This is a genomic window from Metabacillus schmidteae, from assembly GCF_903166545.1.
Lineage (GTDB): Bacteria > Bacillota > Bacilli > Bacillales > Bacillaceae > Metabacillus > Metabacillus schmidteae.
This window is the reverse complement of record NZ_CAESCH010000003.1, coordinates 224959-241218: the sequence shown is the minus strand read 5'-3', so window position 1 is coordinate 241218 and position 16260 is coordinate 224959. Positions and strand designations below refer to the sequence as shown.

At 32.4% G+C, this 16260-nt stretch carries 16 protein-coding genes; 3 read left to right on the top strand and 13 right to left on the bottom strand.

From position 1 onward, the window contains the following. Nucleotides 1-93: 93 nt before the first annotated feature. The 7 genes from HWV59_RS26835 to HWV59_RS26805 all read right to left on the bottom strand — a co-directional run bounded on the left by HWV59_RS26835 (nucleotide 94) and on the right by HWV59_RS26805 (nucleotide 5644). Nucleotides 94-441: a DUF6018 family natural product bioysynthesis protein gene (locus HWV59_RS26835; protein WP_102232149.1), complete on the bottom strand. Its 348-nt coding sequence runs from the start codon at nucleotides 439-441 to the stop codon at nucleotides 94-96. Nucleotides 442-789: 348 nt separating this feature from the next. After that, nucleotides 790-1449: a hypothetical protein gene (locus tag HWV59_RS26830; protein WP_102232150.1), complete on the bottom strand. Its 660-nt coding sequence runs from the start codon at nucleotides 1447-1449 to the stop codon at nucleotides 790-792. Between the two features lie 142 nt (nucleotides 1450-1591). Then, complete coding sequence (locus HWV59_RS26825; RefSeq protein WP_102232151.1) at nucleotides 1592-2041, bottom strand: hypothetical protein; 450 nt, start codon at nucleotides 2039-2041, stop codon at nucleotides 1592-1594. Between the two features lie 155 nt (nucleotides 2042-2196). Further along, nucleotides 2197-2385, bottom strand: coding sequence for a hypothetical protein (locus HWV59_RS26820; protein ID WP_102232152.1), 189 nt, complete (start codon nucleotides 2383-2385; stop codon nucleotides 2197-2199). A gap of 19 nt (nucleotides 2386-2404) precedes the next feature. Next, the gene (locus tag HWV59_RS26815; RefSeq protein WP_175640790.1) at nucleotides 2405-3460 is read right to left on the bottom strand and encodes an adenine nucleotide alpha hydrolase family protein; all 1056 of its coding nucleotides are present in this window, start codon (nucleotides 3458-3460) and stop codon (nucleotides 2405-2407) included. A 337-nt stretch (nucleotides 3461-3797) separates the two neighbouring features. Beyond that, entirely contained in the window at nucleotides 3798-4880 is a 1083-nt protein-coding gene (locus HWV59_RS26810; protein ID WP_101568125.1) for an AAA family ATPase, read from the bottom strand. Next, the gene (locus tag HWV59_RS26805; protein WP_101568126.1) at nucleotides 4877-5644 is read right to left on the bottom strand and encodes a DUF6414 family protein; all 768 of its coding nucleotides are present in this window, start codon (nucleotides 5642-5644) and stop codon (nucleotides 4877-4879) included. Before HWV59_RS26805 ends, HWV59_RS26810 begins: the two co-directional genes overlap by 4 nt. Before the next feature lie 303 nt (nucleotides 5645-5947). Between HWV59_RS26805 and HWV59_RS26800 the strand changes: the two genes are divergently transcribed. Continuing rightward, complete coding sequence (locus tag HWV59_RS26800) at nucleotides 5948-6130, top strand: helix-turn-helix domain-containing protein (RefSeq protein ID WP_101568127.1); 183 nt, start codon at nucleotides 5948-5950, stop codon at nucleotides 6128-6130. A 75-nt stretch (nucleotides 6131-6205) separates the two neighbouring features. On the opposite strand, the gene HWV59_RS26795 is transcribed toward HWV59_RS26800, so the two are convergent. From HWV59_RS26795 to HWV59_RS26780, 4 genes are all read right to left on the bottom strand, one after another. Then, complete coding sequence (locus HWV59_RS26795) at nucleotides 6206-6622, bottom strand: universal stress protein (RefSeq protein ID WP_101568153.1); 417 nt, start codon at nucleotides 6620-6622, stop codon at nucleotides 6206-6208. A 20-nt stretch (nucleotides 6623-6642) separates the two neighbouring features. After that, a complete protein-coding gene (locus tag HWV59_RS26790; RefSeq protein ID WP_101568128.1) occupies nucleotides 6643-8100 on the bottom strand; it encodes a SulP family inorganic anion transporter in 1458 nt (485 codons plus the stop codon). 303 nt (nucleotides 8101-8403) lie between these two features. Beyond that, on the bottom strand, nucleotides 8404-8823 hold the full coding sequence (locus tag HWV59_RS26785; RefSeq protein WP_101568129.1) for a universal stress protein: 420 nt from the start codon (nucleotides 8821-8823) through the stop codon (nucleotides 8404-8406). Between the two features lie 150 nt (nucleotides 8824-8973). Next, nucleotides 8974-10617 carry a ribonuclease J gene (locus tag HWV59_RS26780; RefSeq protein ID WP_101568130.1) on the bottom strand — a complete coding sequence of 548 codons (1644 nt, stop codon included), beginning with the start codon at nucleotides 10615-10617 and terminating at the stop codon, nucleotides 8974-8976. 485 nt (nucleotides 10618-11102) lie between these two features. Between HWV59_RS26780 and HWV59_RS26775 the strand changes: the two genes are divergently transcribed. Further along, the gene (locus HWV59_RS26775) at nucleotides 11103-12551 is read left to right on the top strand and encodes a SulP family inorganic anion transporter (RefSeq protein ID WP_101568131.1); all 1449 of its coding nucleotides are present in this window, start codon (nucleotides 11103-11105) and stop codon (nucleotides 12549-12551) included. A 20-nt stretch (nucleotides 12552-12571) separates the two neighbouring features. Further along, nucleotides 12572-12991 carry a universal stress protein gene (locus HWV59_RS26770; protein ID WP_101568132.1) on the top strand — a complete coding sequence of 140 codons (420 nt, stop codon included), beginning with the start codon at nucleotides 12572-12574 and terminating at the stop codon, nucleotides 12989-12991. 77 nt (nucleotides 12992-13068) lie between these two features. Here the strand turns inward: HWV59_RS26770 and HWV59_RS26765 are convergent, their stop codons facing one another. Next, complete coding sequence (locus HWV59_RS26765) at nucleotides 13069-13767, bottom strand: hypothetical protein (protein WP_101568133.1); 699 nt, start codon at nucleotides 13765-13767, stop codon at nucleotides 13069-13071. A gap of 620 nt (nucleotides 13768-14387) precedes the next feature. Beyond that, nucleotides 14388-16250, bottom strand: a complete 1863-nt coding sequence (locus HWV59_RS26760; RefSeq protein WP_101568134.1) for an LTA synthase family protein — start codon at nucleotides 16248-16250, stop codon at nucleotides 14388-14390. Nucleotides 16251-16260 lie beyond the last annotated feature (10 nt).

The window sequence follows — 16260 nt, the reverse complement described above, 5'->3', positions numbered from 1 at the left end:
AATAGACATTTATTGTCCATAAACTCTTTCTAAAAGTTTTTTACTATTACTCTCTTTTCTTTTTTTTGCTGCAACCACTAGTTAACTCAATTTTTAATCCTCTAATGGGAAAAAGAAATCTACTAGTGCCTTTTTCACACTAAATTTCTTTGATGGTCGGTCTGGTAATTTTGATCCGAAATAATATTGATTTTCGTCAGTAAAACGCCAAACAATATTCTGATGTAATTCCTTCTCAATACAATCCACGAAATATAAAACTTCTTGAATTGCTTCATCCTTATGAATAGACTTACATCTGAAATAACGACGAGTACCATCCTTTAATGTGATCTCTACCTTTAAACGTTTCTTAAAGAAATGAGTTTGTTTTGCAGTAGCAACCTGTAAATCAGTCACCACGTCTCTTTTCGCTCCTAATACATCTCCTAATAATTGCATACAATCTACCTCTTTCCAAAAGTTTTTTGATAACGCAAAAAAGCACTCTTGGAATGTCTGTTAGACACAAATAGATTAACTAAATGTGTACAGATCACTCCAAAGAGTGCTTATAGTTTGATAAGTAAACAGCTAACCAATAAATAGGTTGCAAAAAAAAGAATAAAGAAAAAGTAATATACAACTATCTTACTATAGCTACATTTAAATAACAAGTTACATATTCTGAAATCTCCTCTGTGGAAAAGGTTATTTTTCTCCTAATTTCACAGTATATATTATTGGATTATATGTTAATGATAAAGCTAACACATAGATAATAAAGGTGGATCCTTAGAGCCTCCCTTATTATCTTTGGTATCTTTTCTTGCTTTTTTCTTTTTCATTAATCCTATCTAATTTCTGAAACAAAATGTCTATTGATTTTTTTATCTCTTCTATTTCTTGGATTCTATCTAAATTCTCAGATATGTTATCTATCGAATTTTTTATATTCTTTATTTCTTGGTTACTAGTGTTAAATTGAATCTGTTCAATTCTATACAATCTTCTTTCCTTTACATCTGCTTCGAGTAAGGTAGCAATCGTTAAACCCAAACCAAAAACTGTAATCCCTGTTCCGAAATCACTTAGATTCCAATTTTGGAAAGTACCAATTAATATCGAGTAACCTACAATAACTGTTAGTAATCCCAAACAAAAAGCAAACCTCTGCGGATATGTGAAAAGTGCAAAATTTCCAATTTCCCCTATCACTTTAGGATCATGCATAGAATCCAAATTTAGGTCTTGAATCTTCAATTTTCTTACCTTTGCTAGAAAATATAGAGTACCAAGCGATGATAAAATCCAGGTAACAAATACACCAGTTATAACAGATGCTATTATTTCTTTAATAAGCGAATTCATTGAACCTAATATTAATAAGAAACAAAGAGATATTATCATAAACAGAAATACATAAAAACTCCAATTCTTTAATTTATCACTCATATCTTTTTTATACATTTTGAACTTCCTCCTCAAATTTATTCTATACGCTCTTTTTTAATTAGGTAATTGAATTTTCGTTTATAGAAGGTTTTAATATTTATAAGACCTTCTATAAACATGTTTCCTTACCAATAGCATATCTAAATATTTTCCTTTATTAGTTTTTCCCCTTTGTAAGTCTTTGAAAGAATGGTAATTCTAAAGGATTTATTACCCCGTCTAAGCACTCAGAATCATAATGATATTTTCCATCAAACAACCATACGTGATAACAAACCAAACTTTTCGGATCAAATTTCTCTACTTTTTTTCTATATTCTTGAAAATACTTAAAAGGGACACCGAGAGAGGTCATAGAATCCTCTTGCCAATCTTTTATACATTCACAATCTCCACTATAATCATCAATGTTTACATTAGAGCATATAAAGTCAAAAGTACAACAGTATTCATGCTGATTTAAACCTTCATGAGTATATGACCAATTAAGACATTCAGCAAAATCCTCACAACAGCCTCTGTTAATAGACTCCGGAGTTAGTGGCGAGGACTCTATATATGACTCAAGAGCTTGTTCCGCTACTACTCTATGTTTTTTGGATAACATATTCCTTACACTCCCTTAGATATTTTTCATATTAATTTTTATTAGATTTTTTATATACTCGATAAAGGTTTAACTTATTAATCATAAGAGACTATTAATTAAACAAGATTTATAAATAATACAAAAGGGAGAAAATTGTCCTCCCTTTTGTAAATTTATTCACCTATAACTCTTGGTTGTTTTATTTGTAACCCCGAATCTATTAGTGTTTGGAACTTTGCTTTTGTAATATTAATAGACGTACCTCGACACACCTCATAACCATTACAAATAGCAACATAACTAAAATGATCCTCGTATTGTACAAATAAGGTATAACCTTTATATTCATATCTATTCACCATATAGAAACTCTCCTTTTTATTAAATTGCTAAACTAAACTGTCCATTATCATGCTCAACAAGCGGAATTTCCACTTTCGGCAAATTGGACAATTCTTTCTTTTTATTCTCTTCTATTTTTGTAAGAACTCCTTCTCCAATCGCACTAAGTAGCAAGTGATCTAGAGCTGCTTTTTTAGTTTTTTCGTTAAAGGAACCATAGACCCAACCTAACCATTCATATACTAACTCATGGGCCTGGAATGAATCCTGAACACCTTTTCCGCACACAACAAAGGATACTTTATTCCATACCAACGTTTTTTCTCTGACGTCAAAAGTTTTAGGGAAAAAGAAATAACTCTTACCAGTAGCCTGTTGACGTTCTTTAAAGAACTCATAAAGCTCCCCTTCCTCCATTTTTAAGTCTATATCTACATAGAAGACGGGATTAGGATTTTGGGTTAGCTTTTTATTCACTTTCTTATCCGGAAGGAAGATTAGTTCACCATCATATAAAAACTCTTTAGATGTTAATTCATTTCGAGAAACCACTATGCCATCAGTTTCTTCCCAACAATCAAGGATTGCATCAATTTCGTACTCATGAATTAATTTGTATCCGGTCTGCTCTTGAATATATAAAAGATATTCTAACAATATTCTTCTACCTTCTACGGTCATTGCACCAGGAGCATACTCATTATATTCCGCTCGTTTAAATGTGTTATAGCGGTCAATGTGAGGATTCTCAGCTAATTCAAAAAGTTCAACTTGATTACTTTCATTTCGATCTTGAGACAATTCCTTAAGTTTTTTATTAAATTGTTGTCTCGGAAGAACTTCACGATAACGAATGTCGTTTCTCATTCGAAGCATAAGAGTTTTCCAGTCCAAAAGATATTGATATTTAGTTTTACCTTCTTGTATATGGCGTGTAAGCATGGGATCTTTGCCACTGACCATTCCGCATGTCCAGCAGCCTTGCCTACTTCCCGCACTCCCACAAGAATTACCTTGATCACTTGAGACTTTAACTCCACACTCCATAACTGATTCACCATATTGGTCTACTAATTCCTGAATGTAATTTTTCATAATTTGTCGGAATGCAGTCCTATTTATTCAATATTTACTAAAAGTGATTTTGTCATAATTAACCGGAATAAGATTAGTTAATTTAAATCAAATAGAATAATTTCCATAATTAATCGGAAAAATTTATATTATATAATACTATTAGTAGATACAAAAAATCTTTTAACTAAATTAAGAAGTGATTAGCTTGAAAGGTCTATATAATTGTAAGAGTTAATATTTATAATAAAAGTTGTTCTTTATTTGTTTATTATGAAAATCCTTTTATTTCACAATTTTAAATGTAGTAAAGAATTACTCAAAATTTTTTCTAATTTCTATCTTATATGATTTGTCATTATAATTTTTCAACAAAGGGATACGATAACACTTTTATTAATGATTTTCGTATTTCCCTTGCATTATCATATTGATTTATTACTTTTTTCATCTTATCTAAAATAGATAAGTTTTTCAGATACTCACGATCAGCCTTTTTGAAATGAATTAATTCTTCTTCATATACTTTATCAAGTATTTTCAACTTCGCTATTTCAGATAACTCTTTGAATTCAATAATATTGTCAAACCGAGAATATATTGCTGAACCAAGTTTTTCTTTTATTTCTTTTGGAGAATTATAATTAGATGTACACAATATGATTGTATTATCTAACTTTACTTTGTAATATTTATCTTCAAATTGTCCCTCGTCAAACATTTCATAAAAAGCGCTGTAGAATAAAGGATGTGCTTTATCAAACTCATCCAATAACAAAACGTTAGTTTCCCTTTCAATAAGGTCCTTCGCTAGAGAGAAAACCTTATCTCCAAAGATATATGAGTATATGTTATCATTGTGGAACATAGATAACTGTTTCCTAAATAGTTTTTTTCCGTTTAAAACCTCGTTAATTAACTTAGCTGTCTCAGTCTTCCCGACACCAGGAGGGCCATATAACATAAGAACCTTAGGTTTATTCTTCCTCTTATTCGTCAATGGATATAATGTTTGTAATATCTCTTTTTTTACATGTTCCTGTCCATAAATAATTGAATCAAACTTTTCCTTCATATTACTTAATCTCTTAACAGTTAATCTTTTGTAAACATAATTGATAACCTCTAACTCAATAGTAGATATATGGTTCTGTAGTTGTTCTACAATTTTCTTTGGGGGATTATGTAAATACACTTCTTCAAACTCTAACCTTTCAGCATAAAGACAAATATAGTTTATAAACCCATCTATAAAATGTTCTTTTACACCTGAATACTCATCTGAATATACAATAAGTGAATCAAATATACTAAGATTAATTTCGTTTCCCTTAAAAACCATATCCATTGCGCTAACAACACTTGTTAATGAATTGGTATATTCACTGGGTACTATTTTTTCAAATTCATCCAGTGGTCCATTAAACACTATAAATTTCATACTTTTTCTCCTGAAATCCCTGCTAACAACACATCGTAAATATTTAAACTAATTCTTGTGTCATCATTTTTTTGTTCATTAAATATTTCTTCTGCTGTCAATTTTTTAATTTCTTCATCCTTAGGAAATTCATTTTCTACTAATAAATCTTCTAAATTACATTCCCCCACTTTTATGCCATAGTATGTTAAATCCATTTTTGTTAAATCTGTTAGAGTATAACTATTTCTAAAAGAATTAATATTAAAACGAAGAATTGATTTTTCTTCACCTTTAACAGCTAGTAACTCATAGTATCCTTTTGCTCCTTTAAGAATGTCGTCAATTTCTATAAAGTTAAAGTCAGCTAAATCTTTTGTATATTCGGTATCTTCTTTAAGTAGCTTAATATATGGAGAATACATTTTTATAAATGTAAATGAATTTCTTATTGAATCTACATTAAAACCATTAAAAACGCTAATTTGTTTATTATTTTCTTCACTATTTGCAAATTTTACAAAGTCTGATAAAAGAGTATTGGTTATAGTAGATTTTAGGATTGAATCCTTTGACTTTTCTATATTTGCATTACCATTTAGAGAAATACTTGCTTTAATCAATGAAAAGAAACTATTTCCAGCTCCAACCTTTCCATCGACTGAACCACCAACTTTATAAGTAAACTTTCCATTATCTTCATCAACTACCTCTATATTTCCTCCATAATGGATTTGCAGAAAATCTGTTGCAGAACCTTCATCAAAATAAACAATCTTATACAAGCATTTCCACTCCCTTTAAAATATGTAGAAGTTCTATTTAATCGTCATTGAAGAATTAAAATTCATTATTTTTAAAATTAACTCTAGTAGTTAATTTAACATAAAATTACAATAATTTCTTTTATAGACATATCTAATTTTTCAAATTCACCAAATCACATTTAAATTTTCTTTAATACACCTATTAATTGGTCTTTACGGGAATACTATATAATAAATTTACCAAGAGATCCTTTTTTCTAAAAATTCATGTACTTGCTATGATATAATAAACTTGTAATTCCAAAGTTAGGAGGTTTCTATATGGAACCTGAGATCATGACAATAGCTCAAGTAGCAAAGTATTTGCAAATAAGTGAGATGACTACATATAAGCTTGTCCAAGAAGGGAAATTACCTGGTTTTAAAATAGGTAGACACTGGCGAGTAAAGAAAGAAGACCTAAACGAACATATAGAAAAGCTAAAAAGAGGAGAGCGACTTTAATAGCTAATCCTATATTCTAAAGATAAAACATAAAAGGGAAGCAACTTTAAATAGATGCTTCCCTTTTATGTTTTCTTATTTAATGACCATTACAGGACATTCTACACGCTTGACTACTTTGTGGGATACGCTTCCCAAAACCATTGTTTGTAACTTATTTAATCCCCGACTTCCCACAACAACACATTCATAATTACCTCTATTAGCAAATTCTACAATGGTTGGTCCCGGTTCACCGTGTTCTATGATTATTGAATAGTCTAGCCCTGCATGTATAATTCTGTCTTCAATCGGCTGTAATCTAGCTTTTCTTTTTCTTTCGATTTCAAATTTACTTACATTTTGCAAGACATCGCTTTTTGACGTTGCTCCATCAACAACATATAGCACATCGATTCTACCTTTAAACATCTTCGCAACTTCAATGGCCTTTTCTGCTGCACGTACTGAATGTTCTGATCCATCTGCTGGTAATAAGATTTGCATGTTTATCTCTCCATTTACTGTCATATTTAATGTCCAGAAGCCTTTGATAAGCCCCCAATTTTTTTCTTTAACCTTTGACTTTCTGTGTTTAATCCTACATAAGAAACATGTATATTATTTTGTTCAAATTTCATTTCAATTTTATCTAATGCACCAATTGCTGAATCATCCCAAAGATGCGCTAGAGATAAATCAATGACAACTTCTTTTACATCATCACTATAATTGAATTTGTTTATTAAGTCCGCTACTGAAGCAAAGAATATCTGACCTTGAACCTTGTAAACTTTTTTTCTATCATTTAGTACTGTTTCTTCAATATGCACCTTTGAAATTTTTGCTGCAAAGAAAATCATACTTAATAAAACTCCTGCTAATACACCCTTTGATAGATCATGTGTGTACAAGACAGTTAAAACGGTGATGACCATAACGACCGCGTCAGTTTTCGGAATCTTATGAAGAGATTTAATAGAACTCCAATCAAACGTACCAATGGAAACCATGATCATAACTCCAGCTAGTGCTGCCATAGGGATTTGTACTACTATACCCCCTAAAACGATAATCAAAAACATAAGGACAATGCCTGCTACTAAAGAAGATAAACGACCATTTCCTCCTGATTTTACATTAATAACGGATTGACCAAGCATAGCACAGCCAGCCATTCCACCGAAGAATCCTGTTATGACATTGGCATATCCTTGTCCACGTATTTCCTTATTTTTATTACTCTCAGTATCAGTCATATCATCCACGATATTTGCAGTCAGTAATGATTCAAGCATTCCAACTATTGCTAGGGCTAATGAGTATGGAAATATGATTGCTAATGTTTCAAATGTAAGAGGGATCGAGGGAATTAAAAACACTGGTAAACTCTGAGTTAATACCCCTAAATCTCCAACAGCCCTCACACCAATATCTCCAAAAATCACAATGGCTGTTACAACAATAATGGCTACTAATGTAGAAGGAACTGCTTTTGTGACCTTAGGAAACAAATAAATGATGGCCAATGTTAAGGCGACGAGACCGTACATCACCCAAGATTCTCCTTCAAAATGTTGTAACTGTGAGGTAAAGATCATAATCGCTAATGCATTTACAAAGCCTACCATGACCGATCTAGGTACAAACTTCATAATGCTAGCTAATTTAAATGTTCCAAATAAAAACTGAATAATACCTGTTAAAATGGTTGCTGCTAATAAATACTGAAGACCATAATCAGCAACTAATGTAATCATTAATAAAGCCATCGCTCCAGTTGCACCTGATATCATACCTGGTCGTCCACCTACAAAAGCTATGACCACAGCAATACAGAAGGAAGCATACAAACCTACCATAGGATCAACACCTGCAATGATTGAAAAGGCAATGGCTTCTGGTATAAGAGCTAAAGCAACAACAATACCAGATAGTACATCTCCTTTAACATTACCGAACCATTGTTGTTTTAAGTTATAAGTTTTCACTTTCTCACCTCTATTTAGTATTTTTCGACCTTCGACTCTCACGAAAGTCAGACGTTGTTTGTACCTGAATAATAACACCTTTAATTAAATAATTAAAATTCGATGTAAGCGTAAATCATATTATTTTTACTCTTATTTACTTTAAATATCTATAAATTACTACCCCTAATATAAATTACATAATTTAATTATAATTAAATACAACCATTTATATTTTAGTATTAATTAATATAATTATTTTTTGGTATCCATAAACATCAAAGAGGCTATCTTAGTGACAGCCTCTTTCCTCATTCTCTATTCTTATTTAACAACCATAACTGGACATTGAGAATACTTTGTCACTCTGTGGCTTACACTTCCCAGCAGCATTTCTTGAAAAGAATTAAGCCCTCTGCTTCCCATTACGATTAGGTCAATTTGTTTTTCTTTAGCATAAGTTAAAATAATCTTGGCAGGGTCTCCTCTTAATATCTTAATGGCATACTTAACACCTGCTTTATTTGCAAGATTAACTGTTGCATGAAGTCTTTTCTCTCTACTATATCTAATTCCTGCTGAATCCCAACTTCGCAAAACATCTTGTTTCGATGTGTTACCATCTACTACGTAAATGACTTCAATCTCGCTGTTCGTGCTTAACTTTGCAATTTGAATTGCCTTCTCTGCAGCTTTAATTGAATGGATTGACCCATCAGTTGGAAGTAAGATATGACGAAACACGGTATCCCCCTCTTTCATCCAGCATTTATATAATTATTATATAACTGTAGGCTTAATATTTGAAGCGCTTACATAATGATTTTTCTGACATCCTTTTTTTGTGGAAAAATCATCTTTGACAAAAAGAAAAGAAGATCCAAATAGATCTTCTTAAGAAATATTAATAAGTTTAATCACAACAATTGGACTTCTTTTTAATCGGTTATATATAAAATCAGAAATGAGATTCATCATTTGTCTCTCAACATCAGTTCCATCAATTAATTGATGGAATAATGAAGTGGCTAAGTTCTGTAATTCCCCCATTAAAGGTCCTGCATCTCTCATATAAACAAATCCTCTAGATATAACCTGAGGCTTATCTATCATGTTAACACCATCTTTGAGAATAAAAATGGTAATGATACCATTTTCAGCAAGTCTTTTTCGATCACTTGCTACTTTCTTCCCTATACTAACTACGTTGTTTCCTTGTACATAATCTGTACCGGAAGGTACACTCCCTACAACACTAGCTTTTGAAGAACTGATTTCAATAACTTCCCCATTATCTAAAACAAAGATATTTTCTTCCGGTACTTTACAATTAAGAGCAAGAGATTGATGCATTTTTTGCATTCGATATTCTCCATGAATTGGAACAAGATATTTAGGCTTCATTAAGTTAATCATCAGTTTTAATTCTTCTTGTCCACCATGACCGGATGTATGAATATCATACAATTGATTATCGATAACTTCGGCTCCGGCTTTTAATAGTTTATTGATCACTTTATTTACATCAAGAATATTGCCTGGTATTGGCGAAGATGAGAAAATAATGGTATCTCCACGTTCAACACTTATGAATCTATGCTTACCTTCCGCTATTCTTGATAACGCAGCAAAAGGCTCTCCTTGACTTCCAGTACAGAGTATCGTCACCTGACTTTTTTTGAAATTGTTAACATCATCCGCTCCAATAAATGTTCCATACGGTGCCTTTATATATCCTAATTCTTTCCCAATCGAAATTGCTCTTTCCATACTTCTACCAAAAACAGCTACTTTACGACCTGTCGCAATTGAGGCTTTAATAACCTGTTGAAGTCGATAAACATTCGATGCAAATAAAGCAACAATGATTCGGCCTTTCTGGCTTTTGATGACCTCAAAGATATTGTCACTAATATATTGCTCAGAAGCTGAAAATCCGGGAACTTCACTATTTGTACTATCGGATAATAGGCACAATACACCCGAGTTCCCTATTTCACTCATACGCGACACATCCGATGGTTTCCCGGTGGGAGTCAAATCGAATTTGAAGTCACCTGTATGTACTATATTCCCTAAAGGTGTATGGATGACAATCCCAAAAGAGTCAGGAATACTATGTGTTGTTCTAAAAAAAGTAACAAAAGAATGATGATATTCCACTCTACTGTTCTCTGATATTTCATGGAGTTTTGCCATATGGAGGAGTTGATGTTCTTCTAATTTACTTTTAATAAACCCCAAAGCTAAATCTCCCGCGTAAATCGGAATGTTTATCTTTTTGAGCAAATACGGTATACCTCCAATATGATCCTCATGGCCATGTGTGATAAAGAGACCTTTTATTTTTTCCGTATTTTTCTCTAAGTATGAGAAATCAGGAATAAGTAGGTCTACTCCAAGTAAATCATTGGTTGCAAACTTCACACCCGCATCAACAATTATGATTTCATCCATGCATTCAATGACGTACATATTTTTCCCTATCTCACCCATTCCACCTAGTGGAATAACTTTTACTGCTTCATTTTCACTCATTGAATCCTCCTTTATCTTTTTATTCATTTCTTTTTATGCTTTTTATAAAAATTTTTATATTTTAGAAAAAGGCTGTTTTCGCATTCTTGTTTCTTTTTAAGCCATTGCTCGTACAAACAGGTTCGTTCCATTGCGATCCAGGCACTCGTCTGGGGAGGAAGCCGATCCTCCCTCGGATTCGCCTGTGAGACCGCGCAATTTCCTCTTCTCCTGCAGGAATCGAGCGACTTCTGCTCTATTCCACTATTTTTAAATATTGCATTCTGAAAAATATAATATTTACGAAAACAGCCTAGAAAAAATATAAAAATAATTGGCTTGTTTCACACGATCAACTAGATACTCTTATTTTCACAAATGAATTGAACAAACGCAAACATTAAGTACAGGTTTTTTTCGACATGATCTTATGGCTAGACAAATTCTTTAGAGTTATTAGAAAGTACCTGCACATACTAACAAAAGGATAAAGGAGGTAGTAATAATTGGAACAGGTAACATATAAGGAGTCTTGGTTCGGCAATATAAAAGGAGATGTTCTATCAGGATTAGTTGTTGCACTTGCGCTAATCCCTGAGGCTATAGCCTTCTCTATTATTGCCGGTGTTGATCCAATGGTTGGACTTTATGCTTCTTTTACAATCGCAGTAACGATTGCCTTTGTAGGTGGAAGGCCTGGAATGATATCAGCTGCAACTGGGGCAATGGCATTATTATTTCTTGATCTAGTTAGAGATCACGGACTTGAATATCTGCTAGCTGCAACTATATTAACAGGGGTACTTCAAATTATATTCGGTTTTTTAAAACTAGCGAGATATATGAAGTTTATACCTCGTTCCGTTATGGTCGGTTTTGTAAATGCCCTTGCCATACTCATTTTCACATCACAATTACAGCATTTTGAAGGCGAAACATCAATAATGTATTTGCTAGTTGCAATTACATTATTGATCATCTATTTATTACCCTATTTAACGAAGGTAATCCCTTCTACTCTTGTTGCTATTATCGCCGTAACAACTATTGCTCTTATTATGGATATCAATGTTAGAGCTGTAGGAGATATGGGAGAATTAACGCGTACATTACCTGTCTTTTTGATACCAGACATCCCCCTTTCAATTGAAACTTTTATGATTATCTTACCTTACTCACTTGCTTTAACTATTGTCGGGCTATTAGAGTCCCTTCTTACAGCATCTATTGTTGATGATATGACAGACACTCCTAGTAATAAGAATGCTGAGGGGAAAGGTCAAGGAATCGCTAATATTATTACAGGGTTCTTTGGAGGTATGGCAGGCTGCGCCATGATTGGACAATCAGTCATAAACATTAAATCAGGTGGGCGTGGACGCCTCTCATCACTAGTTGCAGGCGCATTTCTCATGTTTCTAATTATTGTTTTAGGTGATATTGTTGTACAAATTCCAATGGCTGCTTTAGTAGGTGTCATGATCATGGTTTCGATTAGTACATTTGATTGGAATTCCATTCGTACCCTTCATTTGATTCCAAGAAGTGATGCGCTTGTGATGATCATCACGGTTGTCACCGTTATTTATACTCATAATTTAGCTATAGGTGTCTTTTCTGGAATCTTATTAAGTGCGATTTTCTTTGTGTCTAAAATTTCCAAAATACGTGTAGAAAGTCACTTAAAAGGAGATACAAGAATATATAATATCAATGGTGAACTATTCTTTGCATCGGTAACGGAATTGCTCACAAAATTTGATTATAAAGAAGAAATTACATCTGTTGAAGTAAATCTTACTCGGTCTCATATTTGGGATGATTCTGCAGTTGCTGCTATTGACAAAATTGTTTCAAAGTTTGAGGAAACTGGTAAGAATGTAAACGTGACCGGCTTAAACGAGGAAAGCTCAGAACTAGTTGGTAAACTCGCGAACAAACTAAGCTCTCATTAGGATGAGTAGGAGGTGAAAAGATGTACAAGAAGATCTTATTAGCAACAGACGGCTCAGAGCACTCTAAGCGCGCTGCTGAAAACGCTATTCATATTGCTACATGTAGTAAAGGTTCAACCATAGATGTTGTTTATGTTATTGATGCGGATAGAGCTAAATCTGATGTCCTAAGCAACTGGAATTCTATTGATATCAATGATAAGCGTAAAGAACGAATGAAGGAAGTTGAAAAACAAGCAATGGAAGCCGGAGTCTCCTATGAAATAAAGATCTTACATGGCGAACCAGGTCCATGCATTGTCAATTATGTAAGCGATAACAATATTGACATTGTAGTAATTGGCAGTCGAGGTTTAAACGGAATCCAGGAATTTGTGTTGGGCAGTGTTAGTCATAAAGTAGCAAAGAGAGCGAATTGTCCTGTACTTATTGTAAAATAGAAAGGTGTGGAAGATTAATCCTCCACATTTTTCTTTTCTTTATTATTATAATAATTCCTTTTAAATCCAACTGGATATTATTCTTCATACCCTATTTCTTTTCTCAGTTGTTCAATTTGAACTTTTAGTTGTTCAGCTTGCATTTTTAATTGTTCTTCCTGCCTTTGAGCCTTCAATTCGAATTCTTGCTGTTGAATAACTTGATTGTATTCTGCTTTTTCACGTTGAAATTGAAATTCTTCTGCTTTTGCTAATTCCGCTTTTTCTTTTTCTTCTTTTCGCATTTTTAACTGTTCTTCCTGCATCCTTAACAGTTCTTCTTGCCTTTGAGCCTTTAATTCCATTTCTTGCTGTTCAATACCTCTATTATGCTCTTCTTTTTCACGTTGAAACTGAATTTTTTCTGCTTTTAGCTCTTCCTTTTTTTCTTTTTCTTCTTGAGCCCTTTGAGCTATTATCTCTTGGTTTTCCTCACGTTTTTTTTGTGCTTCTTCGTAACTGTAACCATCTTGTTGTTGTTTATCGTTTTTCTTAATAACGTATGATCCGTCAGACATTTCAATTAAAGTAAAATAATTACTTTGATGGGTTTGAAAAGCTTCCTTTTGGTTTTCAGCGATTAAATAAGTACCGTTCACTTTAAAATACACATCATCGCCTTCTACGTGAGCAGTCGTTACATGAGATAATATACTATTTCCAGTTGGTGTAATATCTTGATTACACGCTGTTAATAATAATATGGAAAAAATCGACAATACGAATAACTTTTTCAAAATATACCTCCCATAGCAAATTAACTCCTTTAAATGCTTTAGTACTATCAAATACAAATCCAACAGATTAGCTTTAGTCAAAAACAGATCCAATCAATAAAAAGTAATTCTATTATTATATAGATATAAGCAAATAGGGATATCCTAATATTCAAAATTCATCTCTGCATTCCTAACATTTAGTATTCAGATCCTAACAGCGTAAACATCACATTAAATAATAATCTTTGGTCTCACCTCTCATTCTGTAAGATATACTTCTGTCATGTTTTATATCGGTATACATAAGTAAACTTTTAGAAAAAAATGATATATTTAATCAAAAAGTAAGACATACATTTGATAGAAATATTTTTTTCCCCTAAATTAACTACGTGTATGTTGAATCCATAATCTGAATGTATTCAGGTCCTTAACTGTCTTAACGTTTCTATATTTATTTAAATTATTATGGTGTAACAGTAAAATAAACTTTTTTTAATTTTTTTCTATTCACAAAAAAAGAACCCTATTAAAAGACCTTTCTAAGATGTCTATAGGGTTCTTTCTTTTTTGTATTTTTATTATGTTGTTTATATTAGTTTAACCTTAGATTTTTTAATCCATATAATAATTTAAAGTTATTCTTCATTATAAAACCTCAATAAGTCTCCATAGATAATCTTATCCGAAAAACTTAACTCATTGTGAGCCTTTTCTGCATAAAGATCACATGTTTCCTCACCGTCAACAATATCACCTGTTTCTCGGTCATAACAGACATCAGATACAGAGATATAATCTTCGGTTATAAAGCTTCCATTTCGCAATACTGCAAAAGGATTTCTCTCAGGTGAGAATAAATCATTTCCAAAGTGAATCATGTCACTTGTATCAATACCCAACAAATGTAATAAAGTAGGTTTCACATCAATTTGTCCTGAAATATCTGAGATTAATTTAGGATTCTGATCTGTTATACCTGGCATATGAATTAAGAATGGTACTCGTTGCAATTGTACAGAATCATACGGTGTAATTTCGTCTTTTTCTAAAAACTTAGCCATCGCTTTATTGTGGTTTTCAGAGATGCCATAATGGTCCCCCATTAACACAATAATCGAATTCTCATAAAGACCTGACTCTTTTAATTTCTCAATAAATCTCTTTAATGCTTCATCTTGATAACGTACTGTTGGAAAAAATCTGTTTAGAGTTCCACTATTTGAATCAAATTCATCTATGAATCTATCTTCTTCCCCTAACTCAAAAGGAAAATGATTTGTTAACGTGATAAAGTAGCTGTAAAACGGTTGTGGTAGTTCTTTCATTAGATCAACTGATTGTTCAAAATACTCTTTATCCTTTAAACCCCAACCAACTGAATTTTTAGCTGTTACTTCATAGCTATCTATATCATAAAAATGGTCAACACCAAATGAATTATACATAATATCCCGATTCCAAAAGCTTGCATTATTCGCATGAAAAGTAGCTGAGTAATAGTTATGCTCCTTTAGGATTTCAGGAGTAGCATTATACTCATTGTTACTATTTGTGAAAAATACTGCACCTCTTCCAAGTGGATACAGTGAATTTGCTGTCAGAAATTCTGAATCAGACGTCTTCCCCTGTTCCGTTTGATGATAGAAATTGTCAAAGTAATAGCTTTCTTGAATAAAGTCATTTAAAAACGGTGTAATTTCCTCACCATTCAATGTTTCATTCACCACAAAGCTCTGGGTCGATTCCATCGAAACAAAAATCACATTACGCCCTTCTGCAATTCCAAACAGTTCTTCATTTGGTGCTTTTTTATTTGCTTTAATATAGTTTTGAATATTTGTTAGCTCGTCACTATCCGCAAGTGCCCTTTGGGCAGTTGTTCTTGACTGTAAAATAGCATCATAAATGTGAAAATTAAATATACCTATATTTTTCACCAGCATCTCTCTATCAAAGGAACGAGTTAAAAGTTGAGGACGCTGTACTTCAGCTAGTCCCAAATTAAACATAAATACCGCACAAACTAGTAAGAAATAAGCAACTCTTTCTTTTATAGTCACTGCATTAATCACTTTGTTTTTATATTTTCTAGCTAACCAAATCAAAAAGATGATATCTACAAACAATAGAAAGTAACTTGGCTTTACCAACTCTTCAATACTACTTCCCAAATCTCCCATATTACTAGATTGAAAGAGTACAGGAATCGTTAAAAAATCATTAAAAAAGTTGTAAAACATCATGTTGGCAATCAACATAATCGTACCTATTGTACTCACGACAATAATATAAATATTTCTTGCTCTCTGTTTCATAAAAAGACCTAATCCAAAAATAAGTAAAAAGAAACTTAGTGGATTTAGAAATAATATAAAAGCCTGCATAGGATTTTCTATTTTGATATCAAAGCTTGTTTGATAAACAACATACGTTTTCACCCACATAATCATTGCGGCAATAAATAAGAAAGAATATTTATTTACTAATTTCTTGAACATAGTTTCCTCC

Coding starts and splice junctions, on each gene's coding strand:
- HWV59_RS26810 (WP_101568125.1), bottom strand. CDS start 4,880: ATGAAATTTATAGTGTTTAATGGACCACTGGATGAATTTGAAAAAATA.
- HWV59_RS26825 (WP_102232151.1), bottom strand. CDS start 2,041: ATGTTATCCAAAAAACATAGAGTAGTAGCGGAACAAGCTCTTGAGTCA.
- HWV59_RS26830 (WP_102232150.1), bottom strand. CDS start 1,449: ATGTATAAAAAAGATATGAGTGATAAATTAAAGAATTGGAGTTTTTAT.
- HWV59_RS26800 (WP_101568127.1), top strand. CDS start 5,948: ATGGAACCTGAGATCATGACAATAGCTCAAGTAGCAAAGTATTTGCAA.
- HWV59_RS26835 (WP_102232149.1), bottom strand. CDS start 441: ATGCAATTATTAGGAGATGTATTAGGAGCGAAAAGAGACGTGGTGACT.
- HWV59_RS26760 (WP_101568134.1), bottom strand. CDS start 16,250: ATGTTCAAGAAATTAGTAAATAAATATTCTTTCTTATTTATTGCCGCA.
- HWV59_RS26815 (WP_175640790.1), bottom strand. CDS start 3,460: ATGAAAAATTACATTCAGGAATTAGTAGACCAATATGGTGAATCAGTT.
- HWV59_RS26780 (WP_101568130.1), bottom strand. CDS start 10,617: ATGAGTGAAAATGAAGCAGTAAAAGTTATTCCACTAGGTGGAATGGGT.
- HWV59_RS26770 (WP_101568132.1), top strand. CDS start 12,572: ATGTACAAGAAGATCTTATTAGCAACAGACGGCTCAGAGCACTCTAAG.
- HWV59_RS26820 (WP_102232152.1), bottom strand. CDS start 2,385: ATGGTGAATAGATATGAATATAAAGGTTATACCTTATTTGTACAATAC.